We start from the raw sequence: 18,532 nt of genomic DNA on the forward strand, positions 1-18,532 counted from the left end.
AAATTATGAAAATAGCAGTAATAGGGGGAGGAATAAGCGGTTTAACTACTGCTTTTTATCTAAAAGAATTTGCTGATGTTGATGTTTTTGAAAAAAACAAAGTTGGCGGAAAAGCTCATACAATTAAAAAAGATGAATTTTTATTTGAAGAGGGAGTTAATGGATTTTTGGATAATACTCCTGAAACATTGGAATTGTGTAAAAAACTAAATATTAAAACAATTAAAGCCAATGAAAATTCAAAAATTAGATATATTTTTGATGATAAACTCTATAAACTTCCCTCGTCTGCTAAGGATTTTATTTTTAGTGATATTTTACCTTGGAGTGCAAAATTTAGATTATTTGGTGAATTTTTTGTAAAACCTGAACCAAAAGATGATGAAAGTGTTTGTGGCTTTATAAATAGAAGACTTGGTAAAACTTTTTGCGAAAGATTTATGAGACCTATGACTGCTGGGATTTATGCATCTAGCCCTGAATCACTCTCAATTAATGCTGCATTTCCAAAAATTGCAAATCTAGAAAAAGAGTATGGTGGATTATTTAAAGGAATGCTTAAAAAGAAAAAAGGTGGTAATCCAAGTGGTGAACTTACAAGCTTTAACTCGGGAATGAGTGAATTTATTGATAAATTAGCAAGCGAGCTCAATATAATCCAAAAAGAAATAACTTCACTTGAAGAATTAAGTCAATATGATAAAATCATCTTAGCAACTCCAGCTTATGACAGTGCAAAAATAGTAGAGTCTAAATACCCTATTTTAGCAGAAAATTTAGAAAAAATAGAATATACTCCTGTGGCAATTGTAGGATTTAGTGGAGATATTGAACCTGTTAGTTTTGGAATACTTACAACTCATCTAAAGACACTTGGAATTTTAATGGATAAATATATTTTCCCTAATCGTAATGGAATTAGATGTATGGTAGGTGGTAAAAGATTTGAAAAAATTAAAGAATTAAGCCAAGAAGAAATTATAGAAATAGTTAAAAATGATATAGAAAAAATCATAGGTAAAAATTCACTTAAATTTGAATTTTTAAAATTATGGAAAAATGCAATTCCAAACTATAAAGTAGGACATTTAAATATAGTTAGAAATATTATGCTTGAAGCAAATAAAATAGATAATCTATATCTAAATTCAAACGCTTATAAAGGTGTGAGCTTCAATGACTGTATCAAAAATTCTAAGAATTTGGCTGGAAGTATAAGGTATGAAAACAACTAACTCTATTTCAGCCTATACCTTAGAAGTGAAAAAATCAAAATTTCATTCTTTTTTACTTCCTTTTAGCGAGTTCGAAACTAAACTAAATGAACTTAAAAACGCCCATCCAAAAGCAAGACATTTTGTAACTGCTTTTAGATATTTTAATGAATATAATCAAATAGTAGAAGGAAGCAAGGATGATGGAGAGCCTAAAGGAACGAGTGGTCGCCCTACTCTAAAAGTCCTTCAAGGTCATAATTTAATAAATGTAACAATTATTACTGTTCGATATTTTGGTGGAACCCTGCTTGGTGCTGGAGGATTAGCTAGAGCTTACAGTGATTCAGCTAATATGGCAGTGGCTAATGCAAAGCTTATAGAATTTGAAGAACTTATTGAAGAAACTATAAATGTAGATTATGAACTTGCAAGTAAATGTGAATATCTATTTAAAAAATATAATATAACAGTAATTGATAGAAACTTTTTAGATGGAATCACTTACAAAATCCAAGGAAATAAACAAAATTTAAAGGAGATAAGAGATGTTTTATTTAATCAGTAGTTTTGTAGGTGCAATTATTGGATACATTACAAACTATATCGCTATTAAAATGCTTTTCAGGCCATATAAAGCCAAAAAATTAGGTTCACTTACTATAATTCCACAAGGTGTAATCCCAAAAGAAAAAGCAAATTTAGCAAAAAATGTAGCAAATGTAGTCCAAAATCATCTGCTTGATAAAGAAGAACTTCATAAATTAATTACATCTGACAAATTTAAAACAGAAATTCAAAATATGATTTCTCAAAAAATTGATGAATTTGATATGCCAAATATTACAGAAATTATCAAAGCAAATCCACAAAAAATAGCTGATTCTATTAGTGATTTTGTAATGCAAATGATTTCTTCAAAATTTCCTTTTGCAACTTCTTTGATAAGTGAAAATATGATAAAAAATATGGTTTTAGAAAATATAGATTTATTAGCTAACAAAATTAATGCTATTTTTGATATTGAAAAAATAATCGATAAAGAAAAAATAAAACAAAATCTACAACACGAAGCTATTAAATTTCTAGAAAATGAATCTTATAAAGTTATAGAAAATTTCGAAATTGGAAAAGTAGTTGAAAAAAAAGTTAATAGTTTCGATGAGAGAAAACTTGAAGATATGCTATTTAGCTTAATGGATAAACATTTTAAATTTATAAATATTGCAGGAGCTTTCTTAGGAGCAATTATCGGTCTTATTCAGGCTTTTGTGTTGTTAAATTTAAAATAATCTCTTTTTCTACATTATAAAGTTTATATCTATTTGATTTAAATTTTTCAGAAGTTTGGATATCAATAAGTTTAAAAAGCTCTTCTAAAACTCTTGCAGATTCTTCTGCTCTTTTTAAGTTTGCAACAATAATACTTTCTAGATTCTTTCGATTTTGCTCGCTTTTTGTAGAAGTTTTAAGAACATCATTAATTGAATCTCTATTTTGAAGTAACTCTTTTTGAGAGAGTGGAAGCTTGATATGTCGTAAAGATTTTAGAGTTGAAGAGATATTTTTATCATTATAAATATAACGATAAATATCTTCAACTACTCTAATCCCTTCTTTGTATCTATTGATATTTGCATCAATAACCCTTAGAAGGTTATTATTATTCTTCTTCATTACCAAAAATTCCTAAAATTTGAAGAAGTGAAATAAATAAATTCAAGAAATCTAAATATAAAGCTATCGCTCCTTCAATTGGAGTGGAATAATTTCCTTGAATTACATTTTGTGTATCGTATAAAATAAAAAAACTAAATAGCACACTACTTACAACTGCAATTGCTAATTGAAGCATTGGCGAATGGAAAAACAAGTTTAAAAGTCCAGCTACAATTATAATAATTAAACTAATAAATAGCATTTTAGACATTGTTGTATAATCTTTTTTAGTATTCATAGCAAACAAACTAAGTCCACCAAAAGCAATAGATGTAAGTAAAAAGGCTTCACCAACAATGTTACCCATTCCTCTACCAACATAGACATTTAAAAGTGGAGAAATAGTCAGACCACTTACGAATGTAAAAGCAAAAAGCATTGCTAGATTAATTCCAGGTTTGTCTTTAACTGCATATACACCAAATAAAAGTGCAAATTCTAAAATAACAGCTCCCCAAAATCCAAATCCACCAGCAGGCATAAAACTCATACCTAGATATGCACCAACTGCCCCACCAATTAAACTACCAGCAAAAAGTTGATAAGTTTGTTTTACAAATTCATTTACTCTTACTTTTGATTCTTCTTGATATCCAGTTTTGTCATTTATATATTTTTTATCATATAAGCTCATTAAATCTCCTTAGATTTTTATTAATTACTCTTGTTACTCTTGAAATTATACTTAAATAAAATGAATAAATTATGAAAATAAAAATTTTTAGAAAAAATAATTGAATTTAAGTTTTTTTTAAGTTTTTTTCACTATAATTTCATTCCACAAACAAAATGTTTGTAAATAATCCCCGATGGCTCAGCGGTAGAGTAGGTGACTGTTAATCACTTGGTCACTGGTTCGAATCCAGTTCGGGGAGCCACTTAACTTTCAAAATCAATTTCCCAAATATTTAAAATTTGCTTTTTATAAAATTTTTTAATCTTAATTATCAAACAATAATTTAAAAATCATATTCTCAATTCTCAATTCTCAATTCTCAATTCTCAATTATTAATCTCTTTTGGTATAATTATAAAAATTTATAAAGGATTATTTATGGTTGAAAGATATTCAAGAGAAGAAATGAAAAAAAATTGGGATATGAATGCTAAATATTCAGCTTGGCTTAAAGTTGAAAAAGCGGTAGTTAAAGCTTGGAATGAAATAGGACTTATTCCTGACGATGATGCAAAAAAAATAGTAGAAAATGGAAAATTTAATATAAATAGAATTGATGAAATAGAAGCAGTTACAAGACATGATTTAATAGCTTTTACTACAAGTGTATCAGAAAGTCTGGGTGATGAAAGCAGATGGTTTCATTATGGAATGACTTCAAGTGATACAGTTGATACAGCAGTTGCCCTTCAAATGAGAGATTCTCTTAAAATAATAATAGAAGATGTTGAAATACTTATGGAATCAGTGAAAAAACGAGCTGAAGAACATAAATATACTTTAATGGTAGGAAGAAGCCACGGAATTCATGGTGAACCAATTACTTTTGGACTTGTTTTGGCAGTTTGGTATGATGAACTACAAAGACATTTAACTAACTTAAAACAAACTATGCCAGTTATTGCAGTAGGACAAATTAGTGGAGCTATGGGAAATTTCGCTCATGCACCAATCGAGCTTGAAGAAATAGCGTGTAAACACTTAGGATTAACTCCAGCAAATGCGTCAAATCAAGTAATCCAAAGAGACAGATATGCAAGACTTGCTTCAGGTTTAGCACTTTTAGCAAGTAGCATAGAAAAATTTGCCGTTCAAGTAAGACATTGGCAAAGAACAGAAGTTTATGAAGCAGAAGAAAAATTTGCAAAAGGTCAAAAAGGAAGCTCTGCTATGCCTCACAAAAGAAATCCTATCCTTAGTGAAAATGTAACAGGACTTGCGAGAATTATCAGGGGTTATGTAATTCCAGCGATGGAAAATGTAGCGTTATGGCACGAAAGAGACATCTCTCACTCTTCTACTGAAAGATTTTGGCTTCCAGATAGTTTCATAACAAGTGATTTTATGCTTCATAGATTTAACAATATTATCTCAAACCTCGTAGTTTATCCAAAAAATATGATGAAAAACTTAAATCAAACAGGAGGGCTTGTATTCTCTCAAAGAATATTACTTGAACTACCTAAAAAAGGTGTAAGTAGAGAAGATGCTTATAAATTAGTTCAAAGAAATGCCATGAAAGTTTGGGAAGAGATTCAACAAGGAAAACCAACTGTAAATGAAAAAGGTGAAAGTCTATATCTTCAATATTTACTTGCTGATGAGGATTTAAGAAAATATCTAAGTGAAGATGAAATTAAAAGCTTATTTGATTATAACTACTACACAAGAAATGTAGATAAAATTTTCAATAGAGTTTTTGGAGAGGTTTAATATTAATGGCATTTACTAAAACTCAGGGCAATAAAGCAATTTACAGTTGTTTCGTTTATTTAGTAAGTGCCTTATTTAAGTTAAAAATATGAAAACAGAAATTATAGATTTTACTCCTACAAACGATTACAATCATAATCTAAATTTATTAGTAAATAAAATTAAAAATAGCACTGCAAAACTAATTTTAGCAAGTGAAGTAATAGTTACAGATTTTGATTACAAAAATTTTGCTAAAGCAAATGAATTTGCTAAAGTAATAAAAGAAGCTATTATTCCACTTTCACAAAATAAAATAATATGTTTTACTTTGATAGAAGAAAATAAAAATGTTGCTTTCATCTTTTATCAAAATAAAATAGTTTATAAAAGAGAAAAAATTAAACTTTTTGTATATGAAAAAAAATATTTTAAAGTTGGAGAAATTGAACCTGAGATTTTTGAAATCGAAGGGATTAAATTTGCAATTTTAATATGTTTTGAACTTAGATTTATAGAATATTGGCAAAAAATAAAAGGAGTTGATATTGTATTAATTCCAGCTATGTGGGGAATCCAAAGAAAAGTTCATCTAAAAACTTTAGCAAATGCCCTAGCTTTAAGTTTGCAAGCTTTTGTAGTAGTTTCGGATGGCTTAGCTCACGCAAGTAATATCATAACTCCTTGGGGTGAAGAACTTGGTAAGTTTGCCAATATTGACCTGAATTACATAAAAAAAATAAGAAAAAGGCTTCCTCTTGAATAACTATGCAAATACTCAAATGGTAGAAAAATTAGATTCTATCTTTAAATTAAAACCAGAAATAAAAAAGGCATTTTTAAACATAAATAGAAAAAAATTCGTGCCTGAGAGTTTCATATTTCATGCTTATATGATTGATGCTCTTCCTTTGGCAAATGATTCCACTATTTCTTCCCCTCTAACAGTCGCTAAAATGACAACTTATTTGGAAATTGATAAACAAGTAGATTCTATCTTAGAAATCGGATGTGGAAGTGGCTATCAAGCGGCAATTCTATCACAATTAATTCGTCGTGTATTTGCAGTTGAGAGGATTAGAAATTTAGTCTTGGAAACTAAAAATAGATTTAAAAAATTAAATATTCATAATGTTAATTTAAAACATGATGATGGAAACAGTGGTTGGAAAAATTACGCTCCATTTGATAGAATTTTATTTTCTGCCTCTTCTTCAGAAATTCCAGAGGCTCTATTCGAACAACTAAATGATAATGGAATTTTACTAGCCCCTATTTTAAAAAATGACAATGAAATAATTACACAATTTAAAAAACAAAATGGAAAAATTTATAAAAAAGAACTTGATGAATGCAAATTTGTTCCAATTAAAGAAGGAAAAGAATGAAAATACTGTTTGTTTGTTTAGGAAACATTTGTAGAAGCCCTTTAGCCGAGGGAATAGCTAGAAGTCTAAATAGCAAACATTTGTTTGATAGTGCAGGAACTGGCCATTGGCATATAGGTGAGGCTCCTTGTAAAAAATCACAAAATATAGCAAAACAAAAAGATATTGATATAAGTAATTTAAAAGCAAGACAGTTATCAAAAAATGATTTGGATAAATGGGATAAAATAGTTGTAATGGATGAAAGAAATTTAGAAGACACAAAAAAAATGGGCTTTAAAAATGTTTCTAAATTAATAAATGAAGATGTCCCTGATCCATATTTTTATGACACAGAAGAAGGAATGAATGAGCTTTATGAAATGATAAAAAAAGGAGTAGAAATTATCCTAAAATCCCTTGACTAACTTCAAGTAACTCATTTATCTTATTTTCTTTTTCTATATATCCACTAATATCATTTAAATATTTAGATACTTCTTTTGCACGATTTTCTACCATTACCATTTCATTATAATACCAATCAGAATTATCTTTTGTAACACCCTCTTTTTCAATATTATCAGCTATTTTTGCACCAATTAGATGAATTTGTTTATGACTTTCTAATAGATTATGATAATCTTTAAAGTTAGATATTAAATTTTTAACATTTTCATTATAAAGCCATTTACCTAATACACAATCTGTGCAACTAGTTCTAATTTTCTCATCAACATGAGCCTTTGCAATTGATGCATACATACTTGCTTTATAAATAATATGACCAATTTTAAATACTATTAAAAAAATAGATAAGGTATTTTCTTCTGAAATAAAGCTTACATTTGTAAGTTCTTTTTGAAGATTTGAAAGAAGTAATTCAAAATTATTCATAGTTTCATGTGTTTGATTTCCAATCTTTACAACTTCATCTGTATTTTCACTAACTGAATTAAATTGTTGTCCAAGTGTCTGAATAGTTATACTTATTTCATTTGTAGCTTTTTGAGTTTTTTCTGCAAGGTCTCGAACATTTTCAGCAACTACAGCAAATCCTCTCCCAGCTTCTCCAGCTCTAGCTGCCTCAATAGCTGCATTTAAAGCTAATAAATTTGTTTGATCTGCTATATCTTTAATTAATCCCACTACATTTGAAACTGATTTTATATTTTCAGACATTTGATTAATTTGTTCTGATGTATCCATAACTTTTTGAGAAAGCATATTAAAATCTTCTTTTGATTCTTTCATCATTTCATAAGTTTCATCTGATTTGTTAACACTTTCTTTTACTTTTAGGGCTATTTCTTTAAAAGCATCATCAATATTCATTACATCATTCGAAATTTGCTCGAAATTTGAGCTAACTCCTCCATCAAGCTTAGTAAATCTTTTTGAAAGTAATGCTAAAACTTCTACTTGTTTAGAAATTTTTAATGATTCTACTGCTCCTTGCGATTCAATTGCTACATTTTTAAATTCGCCATGAAGACCATTTGGCATAATATATCTATAAGTTTCACCATTGATTACAGCATTTATAGTATTTTTATTTTCTCTTAATAAATCTTCCACCTGATCAAGCATTTCATTTATATTCCAAGCAATTTTTTCCTCTTTTTTCTCATCACTATCAATGATAATTCTATCACTTATTTCACCTTCATAAGCATTTGTTACAACTCTATCAATTTTGTCTAACACCTCTTCATTTGATTTATTATCTGATGAGGTTGGCACTAAAAAAGTAAATAATATCCCTATTAAAGAAATTCCTAAAATAATATAGTTTTCTTCATAAATTCCAATTCCTAAAATCAAAATAAATATAAAGATTATACTTCCTAAACATACATTTTTATTCATCTTCTTATCCTTCCTTTTGTAAATCAAAAACTAATTCATGATATTTTGATATTACATTTTCATCTGTTGCTTTTAAAGTGCTTTTTAAAAGTTCATAACTTGCAGTCATTCCTCCAGATTTTTCAGCATCTAAAAGAGCTTTATAAATAGGTGTAATTTCTTCAATACCCTTTCTTGAAGGCTTTTTTCTAAAAGATGAATAACCAATTATATTTCCATTTAAATCCAAATCTGCTGTAATATAAGCCAAAACCCAATAATACCCACCATCTTTTCTTAAATTTTTAACAAAGCCAAAAAATTCTTGCTTATTTGCTATTAAATCCCATAATACTTTAAAAGCAATTGCTGGCATATCAGGGTGACGAATAATATTGTGATTTGCTCCAATTAATTCTTGCCTACTCCACCCTACCATATCTACAAAAATTTTGTTACAATATGTAACAAAACCTTTTGTATCCGTTTTTGAAACAATAAAATCATTTTCATCCATTATTTTTTCTTCATCTCTCAGCTGATTAGAAGCATCTAGTTTAGATAATCTTTTTCCTTCTTTTAACTTTTTTTCCATACTCATCTTCGACCCTTTTTATTGAAAATTAAATTGATATAAAAATTATATCATATAAAAATACAAACTTGACAAAATTTTCTTTTTAGAATAAAATTACATAACTACTTTGGGTAAATTTACAATATAAACTCAATCTACAAAATATAAAACTACAAGGATTTATGTGAATGCAAAATAATAATAATCACAATAATAAAAAACAAAGAACTCATATACCTGTAAAAGGGCATACAATTGAAGATTTAAGAACCGAGCCTATCGAAAAACTTACCGAAATAGCAAAAAACTTAAAAATAGAAAACCCACAAGAACTTAAAAGACAAGATTTAATGTTTGAAATATTAAAAACACAAGTTAGTAATGGTGGTTATATTTTATTTACTGGTATTTTGGATATTATGAGTGACGGTTATGGATTTTTAAGAAGTTTAGGAAAAAATTTTAGTGATTCACAAAATGATACTTATGTTTCACAAACACAAATTAAAAGATTTGCTTTGAGGACTGGTGATATAGTTACAGGTCAAGTAAGACCACCAAAAGATGCAGAAAAATATTATGCACTTTTGAAAATCGAAGCTATCAATTATCTTCCACCAGAAGAAAGTAAAAAGAGACCGCTCTTTGATAACTTAACTCCACTTTATCCACAAGAACAACTAAAACTTGAATATATGCCAACTAAACTTACAGGTAGAGTTATTGATCTATTTGCACCTATTGGAAAAGGTCAAAGAGGACTAATCGTAGCACCTCCAAGAAGTGGTAAAACTGAATTCTTAAAAGATATAGCTCATGGACTTACAAAAAATCATCCAGAAGTAGAACTCATTGTATTACTTATCGATGAAAGACCAGAAGAAGTTACAGATATGGAAAGAAGTGTAAAAGGTGAAGTCTATTCTTCAACATTCGATGAACCTGCAAGTAATCATATAAAAGTATCTGAAATAGTTATAGCAAAAGCAAAAAGAATGGCTGAAATGGGTAAAGATGTTGTGATTTTACTTGATTCAATTACAAGACTAGCAAGAGCTTACAATACAGCAACTCCTTCAAGTGGAAAAGTGCTAAGTGGTGGGGTTGATGCAAATGCACTTCATAAACCAAAAAGATTTTTTGGTGCGGCTAGAAACCTAGAAGAGAGTGGAAGTCTTACAATTATCGCAACTGCACTTGTAGAAACTGGAAGTAGAATGGATGAAGTAATTTTCGAAGAGTTCAAAGGAACTGGAAATATGGAAATAGATTTAAGTAGAAAAATTGCAAATAGAAGAATTTATCCAGCAGTTGATATTATCAAATCTGGTACAAGAAAAGAAGAATTACTTCTTGACGCTGAAACACTTGCAAAAGTATGGGCTTTAAGAAATATTATAAATGATATGGAAGAAGTTGAAGCACTTAGATTACTTTATTCTAAAATGCTAAAAACAAAAAATAACAAAGAATTTTTGGCTGCAATGAATGATATCTAGAGCTGGAATTTTTGATAGTGGAGTTGGTGGACTTACTGTCGCTAAAAGTATCTATCAAGCTAAATTATTTGATGAAATTATCTATTTTGGAGATACTGCGAGAGTTCCTTATGGAAGTAAAAACGAATCTACAATTATTCGTTATTCTCTTGAAAGTTTAGAATTTTTAAAAAATTTCGATATTAACTTTTTAATAACTGCTTGCAATACCGTTAGCAGTTGTGCCTTGCCAGAAATTAGAAAAGAAGCAAATTTTAATGTTGTTGGAGTTATTGACGCTGGAATTCAAGCAGTAACTAAACAAGCAAAAAAAGATGATACTATTTTAATAATTGGTACAAAAGCTACAATTAATTCCAATCTCTATAAAAATGGATTAGAAGCAAAAGGATATAAAAATATTATATCTATCCCCACTCCTCTATTCGTCCCAATCGTAGAAGAAGAAGCTTATTCTAAATCTCTTATAAAAGAAACTTTTAAATTATACTTTAATAAATTAAATCCAGAAAAAATTGATATTGTAGTTTTAGGTTGTACTCATTTTCCACTTTTAAGCGCCTATCTTCAAGAGTATTTCAAAAATGCAAAACTAATCCACTCAGGTGAAGCTATAGTAGAACTTTTAAAAAAAGAGTATAATTTAAAAGAAAAACAAAACTCAAAAATTCACTTCTTAGCAAGTGAAAATCCAGCTCATTTAAAAAAGGTAGCAAAAAAATGGTTTTAGCCCTAAAATACAGACCAAAGAAATTTAGCGAAGTTGTAGGACAAGAGGCAGTAATTCAAACACTAAAAAATGCACTTGATGGTAAAAAATTGGCTAATGCTTACCTTTTTAGTGGACTTAGAGGTAGTGGTAAAACATCAACTGCAAGAATTTTTGCAAAAGCTTTGCAATGTGAAAAAGGCGAAAGTAGTAAACCTTGCGAAGAATGTGAAAACTGTATAATGGCAAATGAAAACAGACATATTGACATCATTGAAATGGATGCGGCAAGTAACCGTAAAATCGAAGATATAAAAGATATAATAGAGCAAACAAGATATAAACCAACAATTGGCAGATACAAAATATTCATAATCGATGAAGCACATATGCTTACTCGTGAAGCTGAAAATGCCCTTCTTAAAACACTTGAAGAGCCACCTCCTTATGTAAAGTTTATCTTAGCAACCACTGACCCTCTTAAACTACCAGCTACTATTTTAAGTAGAACTCAACATTATAGATTTACAAAAATTGATAATAACTTAATCAAAAATCATCTTGAATTTGTTTTAGCTAAAGAAAATGTTAAATATGAACCAAAAGCCGTAGAACTTATAGCTAAAAGTGGAAATGGAAGCCTCAGAGACACTCTTACAATCCTTAATCAAGCCATAGCTTATACAAAAGGTGAAATTAATTTAGCAAATATAGTTGAAATGCTTGGAGTTATCAATCCTGAAATAATTGATAATATTTTTAAAATGATTTTCAACAACGAAAAAGATAAAATAAAAGATATAGTGAGAGTTATTTCAACTTATGATATTGATTCTATTTTAGATGAAATTATGAGTTATCTAAAAGATGCACTTTACAATAATAAATTTGCCCTTGCTTCAATAGAGAGATTTTTCAAAATTGTTGCTGATATGAAGGAGCTCATCAAAATAAATGTAGATAATGAATTTGCCCTAAATTTAATGTTTTTTAAAATGATAGAAGCTACAAAACCACATAAACTTGATGAATTAATTAAAAAATATGAAAAAGAAGTTTTCTCTACTAAAAAAGAAATAAAACCGATAAACACACCTCAAGCAACCACTCCTAAAATAACAAAAAAAACTAATCCAAATGATCTGTTTAATCAATTTTTAGCAAAAATAAAAGAAAGAGACAAAGAAATTTATGAATGTTTCAATGATGTTAAATTTATATCATTTGAAAATAAGACATTAGTTTGGGAAAGTTGTATCAATGAAAAATGCAGAAATTTAATGAAAAAATATTGGGGAAATGTATTAAAATTACTTCTTGATGAAACTTTCGGAATTGGAACGAAAGTAACTCCTCAAAAATGCACTAAACTTCAAGAAACTCCTAAAAAAATAGAAGAATCTAAAAAAGTTGTAGAAATTCCTATGCAAGATAAAATTATCAAAAAAGCACAAGAAATTTTCGCTGATGAGATTACAGAAGTAAATGTTTATAAATAGACACTGACTAAATAAACGAAACAACTACAAATTTTAACGAAAAAAAGCGTTAAAAAAAGTGTGCTTCAAACCCGAAGGGCGCTTGCGTTGACACTTTTTAGCTTTTTGTAGTGTTAAGAAATTTGTTTTATTGTTGAGTATTTTAGGTCAATGTCTATAAAAAACTAAATTTTAGTTAATTTAGCGTAACTCGCCCCTACTCTGCCTATTACATCCAAGTCAATTGTAAGTCTCTCTTTATCTGTAATAAACTCATCTTTGATAAATACTTCTTTTACATTTAAAATTACTGGAATTGTAGTACCACCAATATTTACTTCTTGATTTAATTCACAAAAATATGCACAATTAATATCTTCTATCATAGGTGGAAACTCTTCATAAACTTTTTTAGTTTTTATATCAAATTTTTCGGCTTCGCTAACTTCTTTTGGTAATTCTTCAGATGAATTATTCATTTTTTCCAAATATTTTTCATCTACAAAACAAACTACACACTTTTTTGTTTCTCTTATATTTTTTAATGTATCTTTTGGAGTGCCATCTTTTTTGTGTCCTATAGAAATCATAATCGTAGCAGGTGTTCAGAGGAAAGCCCTGTAAAATAACTAAATGGTGCAATATTTATAGTCTCATTTTCAGTCACAACCCATGCAATTGGTCTAGGAATAATTGTTTGAGACATTATTTTATATTTATCTGTTTTATTTAACTCAGAAAATTTATAAATCATTTTTTTAAAAGTCCATTTATTTTTGCTTGAAGTCTAAGCCAAGTTTTTTGAGGAAGTAGTGGAAATCCACCATAAATTCCTGATTCTTTAATACTTTTAGTTATTCCACCTCTTGCTGCAATTTGCGTAAATGGTGCTATTTTAAGATGCCCTGCTGCTGCACTTTGTCCACCCATTACTACATTTCTACCAAGTTTTGTACTTCCTGCAAGTCCTGATTGAGATACCATTATAGAATATTCTCCTACTTCACAATTATGCCCAATTTGCACTAAATTATCTATTTTTACCCCTTTTTTAATAGTAGTTGAGCCAAAAACACCTCTATCAATTGTAGTGTTTGCTCCTATCTCTACATCGTCTTCAATAACTACATTTCCTAAATGATAAATTTTAACATGTTCTCCTGTTTTAGTATGTGCATAACCAAAACCATCACTTCCTATCACACTTCCTGCGTGAATTGTTACATTATTTGCTATTTTAGTATCATTATAAATAGTTACATTTGGATAAATTGTTACATTTTCTCCAATTACTACATCTGCACCAATTGAAACTCCACTCATAATAGTAGTGTTTGCTCCTATTTCACTTCCACCACCAATTGTTACATTCTCGGCAATATCTGCACTTTCAGAAATAGTTTTTTCACCATCTCTTTTTAGAGGTTTAACAAAATATTTAGTTAAACGAGCCATTTTGAGATATGGTTCATCACTAATCAAAGCAGTTGTATGTACAGGAAGATGTTTTACAAATTCTTTATCTAAAATTACAGCTCCAGCTTTTGTAAGTGGTAATTCTTTTAAATATTTACCGTTATGAAAAAAAGAAATTTCATTGCTATCTGCACTCATTAAAGTATTCATACCATCAATTTCTTTATCATCTCCTACCATCTCAACTTCTAAAATTTTTACTATTTCACTTAATTTCATTTATCATCCTTATCTATCTATTACAGATACACCACTTCTAACTATTTCTATTGGATTAAATTTTTTAATCCCTTTTAAAAAATTATCAATTCTAACCGCTCTATCAATCACAGTTACAACTATATAATCTTCACTAACATTTGAAATATTTCCATTATAACATCTAGCAAGCGCATCAATATCACTCAAAGAATTATCAATAGGGAATTTAACCATTGCCATCTCTTTTTCTATAAAATTATCACTTTCCATTACTTTATAAACAGGAATTAATTTATTAAGCTGTTTAGCAATTTGTTCAAATATTTCAGGATCACCCTCTGTCGCTATTGTCATTCTTGAATAGTTATTCTCTGGAATTGGTGCAACTGTAAGACTCTCAATATTATAACCTCTTCCAGCAAATAGATTCACAATTCTTGCTAAAACTCCATGTTCATTTTCAACTATTACAGATATTACTTTTCTCATTTCTCATCCTTGTTTTCAAGTTGTTTAGGATCTTTATATTCAACAATTGTATTAGCTAAGCCTTCCCCTGCTGGAACCATCGGTAACACTATTTCTCTTCTATCAATAACAACATCAATAAACACAGGAACATTTTGAGTGATAGCATCCCTTAAAGCCTCTTCATATTCATCTTTTGTTTTTGTTCTATAACCTTTTCCACCACAAGCTTCTACAAGTGCCACAAAATCTGGTTGCACACTCAAATCAGTTGAAGCCAATCTATCATCATAAAACATTGTTTGCCACTGGCGAACCATTCCTAAATAGTTGTTATTTAAAACTATATTAATTACAGGTAATTTATATTCATAAGCAGTTACAAACTCTTGAATATTCATAAGAATACTTCCATCTCCACTAAAATTAATTGAGATTTTATCAGGTACTCCTCTTTTTACACCCATAGCCGCTGGAAAACCAAATCCCATAGTTCCAAGCCCTCCACTTGTTACAAACTGACGAGAGAAACTAAATGGATAATATTGAGCTGTCCACATTTGATGTTGCCCAACATCAGTAGAAACAATAGCCTTGTCCCCTAAAATTTCTCCAGTTTTTTGAATAACCCATTCAGGTTTTAAAACTTTATCACTATCATGATAAGACAATGGATGAAGGTCATTATATCTTCGGACAATACTTCTAAAATATTCATAATTTTCTGGATTTATCTCAGCTTTAACAAGAGGCATCATAGTTTCAAGGACATTTTTTAAATCCCCAACAATTGGATAATCAGCATGTACTATTTTTGAAATTGAAGTTGGATCGATATCTATGTGAATAACTTCTGCGTGTTTAGCAAACTCTTCAAGTTTTCCCGTAACTCTATCATCAAATCTTGCTCCAAAACTTATCATCAAATCAGCTTCGGCCATAGCCATATTAGCCGCGTAAGTTCCATGCATTCCAACCATTCCAAGGTTTAATGGATTGTCATACCTTAAAACACCTTTTGCCATAAGAGTTTCAACTGCTGGAATTTGAGTAGTATTTACAAATTCTCTTACTAACTCACCTGCATTTGATAAAACTGCACCACCACCAATATAAACAATAGGTTTTTTAGCTTTTTTTATAACATCAACTACTTTTTTAATTTGTCTTTTATTACCTTTTATATTTGGTTTATAAGTTTTAAGTTCTATCTCTTTTGGATAAACAAAATCAGTCATATTTGCAGTTACATCTTTTGGAATATCAATATGAACAGGCCCTGGTCTTCCACTTTTTGCAATATAAAAAGCTTCTTTTATAATATTCGCTAAATCTTTAACATCTTTTACCAAAAAGTTATGTTTTGTACAAGGTCTTGAGATACCAACCGCGTCTATTTCTTGAAAAGCATCAGTTCCAATAAGTGCAGTTGCAACTTGCCCACTAATCACAACTAGTGGAATAGAATCAGTATAAGCAGTAGCAAGTCCAGTTACACCATTTGTAAATCCAGGTCCACTTGTTAAAAAAGCAACTCCAACTTTCCCCGTTGCTCTTGCATAACCATCTGCAGCGTGAACTGCTGCTTGTTCATGCCTTGTAAGAATATGTTGAAATGAATTTTGTTTATAAATTTCATCATAAACATTCATTATAGCCCCACCTGGATAACCAAATACAACTTCAACATTCTCTTTTATCATACTCTCAATTACTATTTTTGCACCTGTCATTTTCATAAAAATTACCTTTTAAAAAGTTTTTATCTGATTATACCAAAAAATATAGAAATTTTTAAATTGAAGATTTAGAAAATAAGTTTTGTAAAAACATAGTTAAAAAAGAGGAAAATCTCTTTTTTAGTCTAAAGGTGATTGTTTAACAGCACCTCTTACGATAACTAACATCATTCCTGTTGCAATAGCACATATAGCTATAGCAAATACACCAGCTGTAAATGTCATATAAACTCCTTATTAAAGTTTTTGCGACTAAATTATAACAAATAATCAATTAAAAATGCTATAATTATCTAAAAATAGATATAAAAAGGATAAAAATGGGTAATTATGGATTAATTGTAATTGTAATGATTGTTATTCCTTCAATGTCTTTTATATTTTTATTTACAATCTTAAAAACTCAAAAAGTAACTAAAGAAAAAATTGAAAAAATATTTGGTAAAGAAAATATATTAAAAATTATAGAAGCAAAAACAGAAGAAGAGATAAAAGAAATTATTAGAGGCTTACATAAATCAAAAAAGAAAAAATTAAAAACTTTACTTGAATCACAAGATATTAAAGACGTCATAAATGCCTTGGAAAAACATATAAAAAAATAAAAAATAAAAGAATCTTGACATAAACAATGAAAATAGATAATATATTGTTAAAATAATTCTTTAAAAAAGGAAAGAAATGGAAGTATATTTAGATAATAATTCTACTACAAAAATGGATAAAAAAGTAAAAGAAGTTTACTGTAATGCTATTGATGTATATGGGAATGTAAATGTTATTTATAAAAAAGGAAGTGAAGCTAGAGATTATTTAAATTTAGCTTATGATATGCTTTATCCAGCAATTAATGCAAAAGACGAAGATGATATTCTTATAACCTCATCGACGACAGAAGGGAATAACATCGTTATTAAAACATTTTTGGATGCTTTCTTACAAGGAAGTGAGAAAAAACATATTATCACTTGTGTAGCTGAACATTCAAGTATAAAAGCAACAATTGCCTATTGTAAAAAGTTTGGAATAGAAGCGACTTATTTGCCAACTGATGAGAATGGAAGAGTTAGTATGTTTGATGTAGAAGATGCTATCAGAGAAGATACTGCTTTAATATCAATTTTAACAGCTTCTAATGAATCTGGAGCAATTCAACCTATAAAAGGAATTTCTACAATTGCAAAAAAATATAACATACCTTTTCATTCAGATGGTGCTCAAGCTATTGGAAAAATAAAAGTAGATGTAGAGGAACTTGGAGTTGATTATTTTACATTCTCATCTCATAAATTCCACGGCCCAAAAGGTGTAGGTGGATTATATGTGAGAAACAAAGCTCCTTATCAAAACTTAATCCATGGTGGAAACCAAATGGGTGGTAAAAGAGGTGGAACAGTTTATCTAAATGGAATGTTTGCTATGGCTTACGCAGCAAAACTAGCAAATGAAAATTTAGATTATATAAATACAAAAATAAAAAAACTTAGAGATAAATTAGCTACTGCTATTTTAGAGATTGAAGATACAAAGATTTATATTGATGATAAATTTAGACTTCCAAATACGATTACAGCTTCATTTAGAGGAATTGAAGGTGAATCAATGCTTTGGGATTTAAATCAATTAGGAATTTACGCGGCAACTGGAAGTAGTTGTAGCTCTGAAAGACTTGAAGGTAGTGAAGTTTTAGAAGCACTTGGAGAAGATCCAGAAATCGCTCATACAGCTATTATTTTTAGTCTTAGCAAATTCACAACAGAAGAAGAGATTGATTATGTGATAGAGCATTTACCAAAAGTAGTAAAAAGACTTAGAAATATATCTATGACTTACGCATGTGTAAAACCACAATAAATAAGAAAGGAAAAT

At 28.9% G+C, this 18,532-nt stretch carries 20 protein-coding genes and 1 tRNA gene; 13 read left to right on the forward strand and 8 right to left on the reverse strand.

The features are described 5' to 3' along the window. The first annotated feature begins 5 nt into the window (after positions 1–5). Genes hemG through ACZ5OA_RS07140 form a run of 3 tightly spaced genes read left to right on the forward strand, consistent with a single transcriptional unit; the run spans position 6 to position 2,506 of the window. Positions 6–1,235, forward strand: a complete 1,230-nt coding sequence (gene hemG / locus ACZ5OA_RS07130; RefSeq protein WP_464907178.1) for a protoporphyrinogen oxidase — start codon at positions 6–8, stop codon at positions 1,233–1,235. Further along, complete coding sequence (locus tag ACZ5OA_RS07135) at positions 1,222–1,782, forward strand: YigZ family protein (protein WP_464907179.1); 561 nt, start codon at positions 1,222–1,224, stop codon at positions 1,780–1,782. Before hemG ends, ACZ5OA_RS07135 begins: the two co-directional genes overlap by 14 nt. After that, positions 1,763–2,506, forward strand: coding sequence for a DUF445 domain-containing protein (locus ACZ5OA_RS07140; RefSeq protein ID WP_464907180.1), 744 nt, complete (start codon positions 1,763–1,765; stop codon positions 2,504–2,506). Before ACZ5OA_RS07135 ends, ACZ5OA_RS07140 begins: the two co-directional genes overlap by 20 nt. Here the strand turns inward: ACZ5OA_RS07140 and ACZ5OA_RS07145 are convergent. Both ACZ5OA_RS07145 and ACZ5OA_RS07150 read right to left on the reverse strand, forming a co-directional pair. Further along, positions 2,472–2,891, reverse strand: coding sequence for a thiamine-phosphate pyrophosphorylase (locus ACZ5OA_RS07145; RefSeq protein ID WP_464907181.1), 420 nt, complete (start codon positions 2,889–2,891; stop codon positions 2,472–2,474). The two genes, ACZ5OA_RS07140 and ACZ5OA_RS07145, sit on opposite strands and share 35 nt — an antisense overlap. After that, the gene (locus tag ACZ5OA_RS07150) at positions 2,878–3,567 is read right to left on the reverse strand and encodes a Bax inhibitor-1/YccA family protein (RefSeq protein ID WP_464907182.1); all 690 of its coding nucleotides are present in this window, start codon (positions 3,565–3,567) and stop codon (positions 2,878–2,880) included. Before ACZ5OA_RS07150 ends, ACZ5OA_RS07145 begins: the two co-directional genes overlap by 14 nt. Before the next feature lie 169 nt (positions 3,568–3,736). Between ACZ5OA_RS07150 and ACZ5OA_RS07155 the strand changes: the two genes are divergently transcribed. The 5 genes from ACZ5OA_RS07155 to ACZ5OA_RS07175 all read left to right on the forward strand — a co-directional run bounded on the left by ACZ5OA_RS07155 (position 3,737) and on the right by ACZ5OA_RS07175 (position 7,096). After that, positions 3,737–3,811: transfer RNA gene (locus tag ACZ5OA_RS07155), tRNA-Asn, on the forward strand. 176 nt (positions 3,812–3,987) lie between these two features. Next, complete coding sequence (purB, locus tag ACZ5OA_RS07160) at positions 3,988–5,322, forward strand: adenylosuccinate lyase (protein ID WP_464907183.1); 1,335 nt, start codon at positions 3,988–3,990, stop codon at positions 5,320–5,322. A gap of 88 nt (positions 5,323–5,410) precedes the next feature. Beyond that, complete coding sequence (locus tag ACZ5OA_RS07165) at positions 5,411–6,067, forward strand: carbon-nitrogen hydrolase family protein (RefSeq protein WP_464907184.1); 657 nt, start codon at positions 5,411–5,413, stop codon at positions 6,065–6,067. Continuing rightward, complete coding sequence (locus ACZ5OA_RS07170; protein ID WP_464907185.1) at positions 6,060–6,689, forward strand: protein-L-isoaspartate(D-aspartate) O-methyltransferase; 630 nt, start codon at positions 6,060–6,062, stop codon at positions 6,687–6,689. The genes ACZ5OA_RS07165 and ACZ5OA_RS07170 overlap by 8 nt, the downstream gene beginning before the upstream one ends. Then, positions 6,686–7,096, forward strand: a complete 411-nt coding sequence (locus ACZ5OA_RS07175) for a low molecular weight protein-tyrosine-phosphatase (RefSeq protein WP_464907186.1) — start codon at positions 6,686–6,688, stop codon at positions 7,094–7,096. Before ACZ5OA_RS07170 ends, ACZ5OA_RS07175 begins: the two co-directional genes overlap by 4 nt. Here ACZ5OA_RS07175 and ACZ5OA_RS07180 read toward each other — a convergent pair. Both ACZ5OA_RS07180 and ACZ5OA_RS07185 read right to left on the reverse strand, forming a co-directional pair. Beyond that, positions 7,074–8,537: a methyl-accepting chemotaxis protein gene (locus ACZ5OA_RS07180; protein ID WP_464907187.1), complete on the reverse strand. Its 1,464-nt coding sequence runs from the start codon at positions 8,535–8,537 to the stop codon at positions 7,074–7,076. The two genes, ACZ5OA_RS07175 and ACZ5OA_RS07180, sit on opposite strands and share 23 nt — an antisense overlap. A 4-nt stretch (positions 8,538–8,541) precedes the next feature. Beyond that, positions 8,542–9,033 carry a PAS domain-containing protein gene (locus ACZ5OA_RS07185; protein ID WP_464908335.1) on the reverse strand — a complete coding sequence of 164 codons (492 nt, stop codon included), beginning with the start codon at positions 9,031–9,033 and terminating at the stop codon, positions 8,542–8,544. Between the two features lie 248 nt (positions 9,034–9,281). On the opposite strand from ACZ5OA_RS07185, the gene rho reads away from it, so the two are divergent. Genes rho through ACZ5OA_RS07200 form a run of 3 tightly spaced genes read left to right on the forward strand, consistent with a single transcriptional unit; the run spans position 9,282 to position 12,800 of the window. Continuing rightward, positions 9,282–10,592, forward strand: a complete 1,311-nt coding sequence (gene rho, locus ACZ5OA_RS07190; RefSeq protein ID WP_464907188.1) for a transcription termination factor Rho — start codon at positions 9,282–9,284, stop codon at positions 10,590–10,592. Beyond that, a complete protein-coding gene (gene murI / locus ACZ5OA_RS07195; RefSeq protein ID WP_464907189.1) occupies positions 10,582–11,322 on the forward strand; it encodes a glutamate racemase in 741 nt (246 codons plus the stop codon). Before rho ends, murI begins: the two co-directional genes overlap by 11 nt. Next, entirely contained in the window at positions 11,313–12,800 is a 1,488-nt protein-coding gene (locus ACZ5OA_RS07200) for a DNA polymerase III subunit gamma/tau (protein ID WP_464907190.1), read from the forward strand. The genes murI and ACZ5OA_RS07200 overlap by 10 nt, the downstream gene beginning before the upstream one ends. 164 nt (positions 12,801–12,964) lie before the next feature. On the opposite strand, the gene ACZ5OA_RS07205 is transcribed toward ACZ5OA_RS07200, so the two are convergent. The 4 genes from ACZ5OA_RS07205 to ACZ5OA_RS07220 form a co-directional block, all read right to left on the reverse strand. Beyond that, positions 12,965–13,369: a flavin reductase family protein gene (locus ACZ5OA_RS07205; RefSeq protein WP_464907191.1), complete on the reverse strand. Its 405-nt coding sequence runs from the start codon at positions 13,367–13,369 to the stop codon at positions 12,965–12,967. A gap of 160 nt (positions 13,370–13,529) precedes the next feature. Then, complete coding sequence (gene lpxD, locus ACZ5OA_RS07210) at positions 13,530–14,474, reverse strand: UDP-3-O-(3-hydroxymyristoyl)glucosamine N-acyltransferase (protein WP_464907192.1); 945 nt, start codon at positions 14,472–14,474, stop codon at positions 13,530–13,532. A 9-nt stretch (positions 14,475–14,483) separates the two neighbouring features. After that, positions 14,484–14,945: an acetolactate synthase small subunit gene (ilvN, locus tag ACZ5OA_RS07215; protein ID WP_464907193.1), complete on the reverse strand. Its 462-nt coding sequence runs from the start codon at positions 14,943–14,945 to the stop codon at positions 14,484–14,486. Next, positions 14,942–16,663, reverse strand: a complete 1,722-nt coding sequence (locus tag ACZ5OA_RS07220) for an acetolactate synthase large subunit (protein ID WP_464907194.1) — start codon at positions 16,661–16,663, stop codon at positions 14,942–14,944. Before ACZ5OA_RS07220 ends, ilvN begins: the two co-directional genes overlap by 4 nt. A 320-nt stretch (positions 16,664–16,983) precedes the next feature. Here ACZ5OA_RS07220 and ACZ5OA_RS07225 point away from each other — a divergent pair, with 320 nt between their 5' ends. Together ACZ5OA_RS07225 and ACZ5OA_RS07230 are read left to right on the forward strand one after the other, a co-directional pair. After that, positions 16,984–17,268 carry a 4-hydroxy-3-methylbut-2-en-1-yl diphosphate synthase gene (locus ACZ5OA_RS07225; RefSeq protein ID WP_464907195.1) on the forward strand — a complete coding sequence of 95 codons (285 nt, stop codon included), beginning with the start codon at positions 16,984–16,986 and terminating at the stop codon, positions 17,266–17,268. Positions 17,269–17,344: 76 nt separating this feature from the next. Beyond that, entirely contained in the window at positions 17,345–18,517 is a 1,173-nt protein-coding gene (locus ACZ5OA_RS07230) for a cysteine desulfurase family protein (RefSeq protein WP_464907196.1), read from the forward strand. Positions 18,518–18,532 lie beyond the last annotated feature (15 nt).

The sequence above is a fragment of the Thioreductor micantisoli genome (assembly GCF_055392745.1).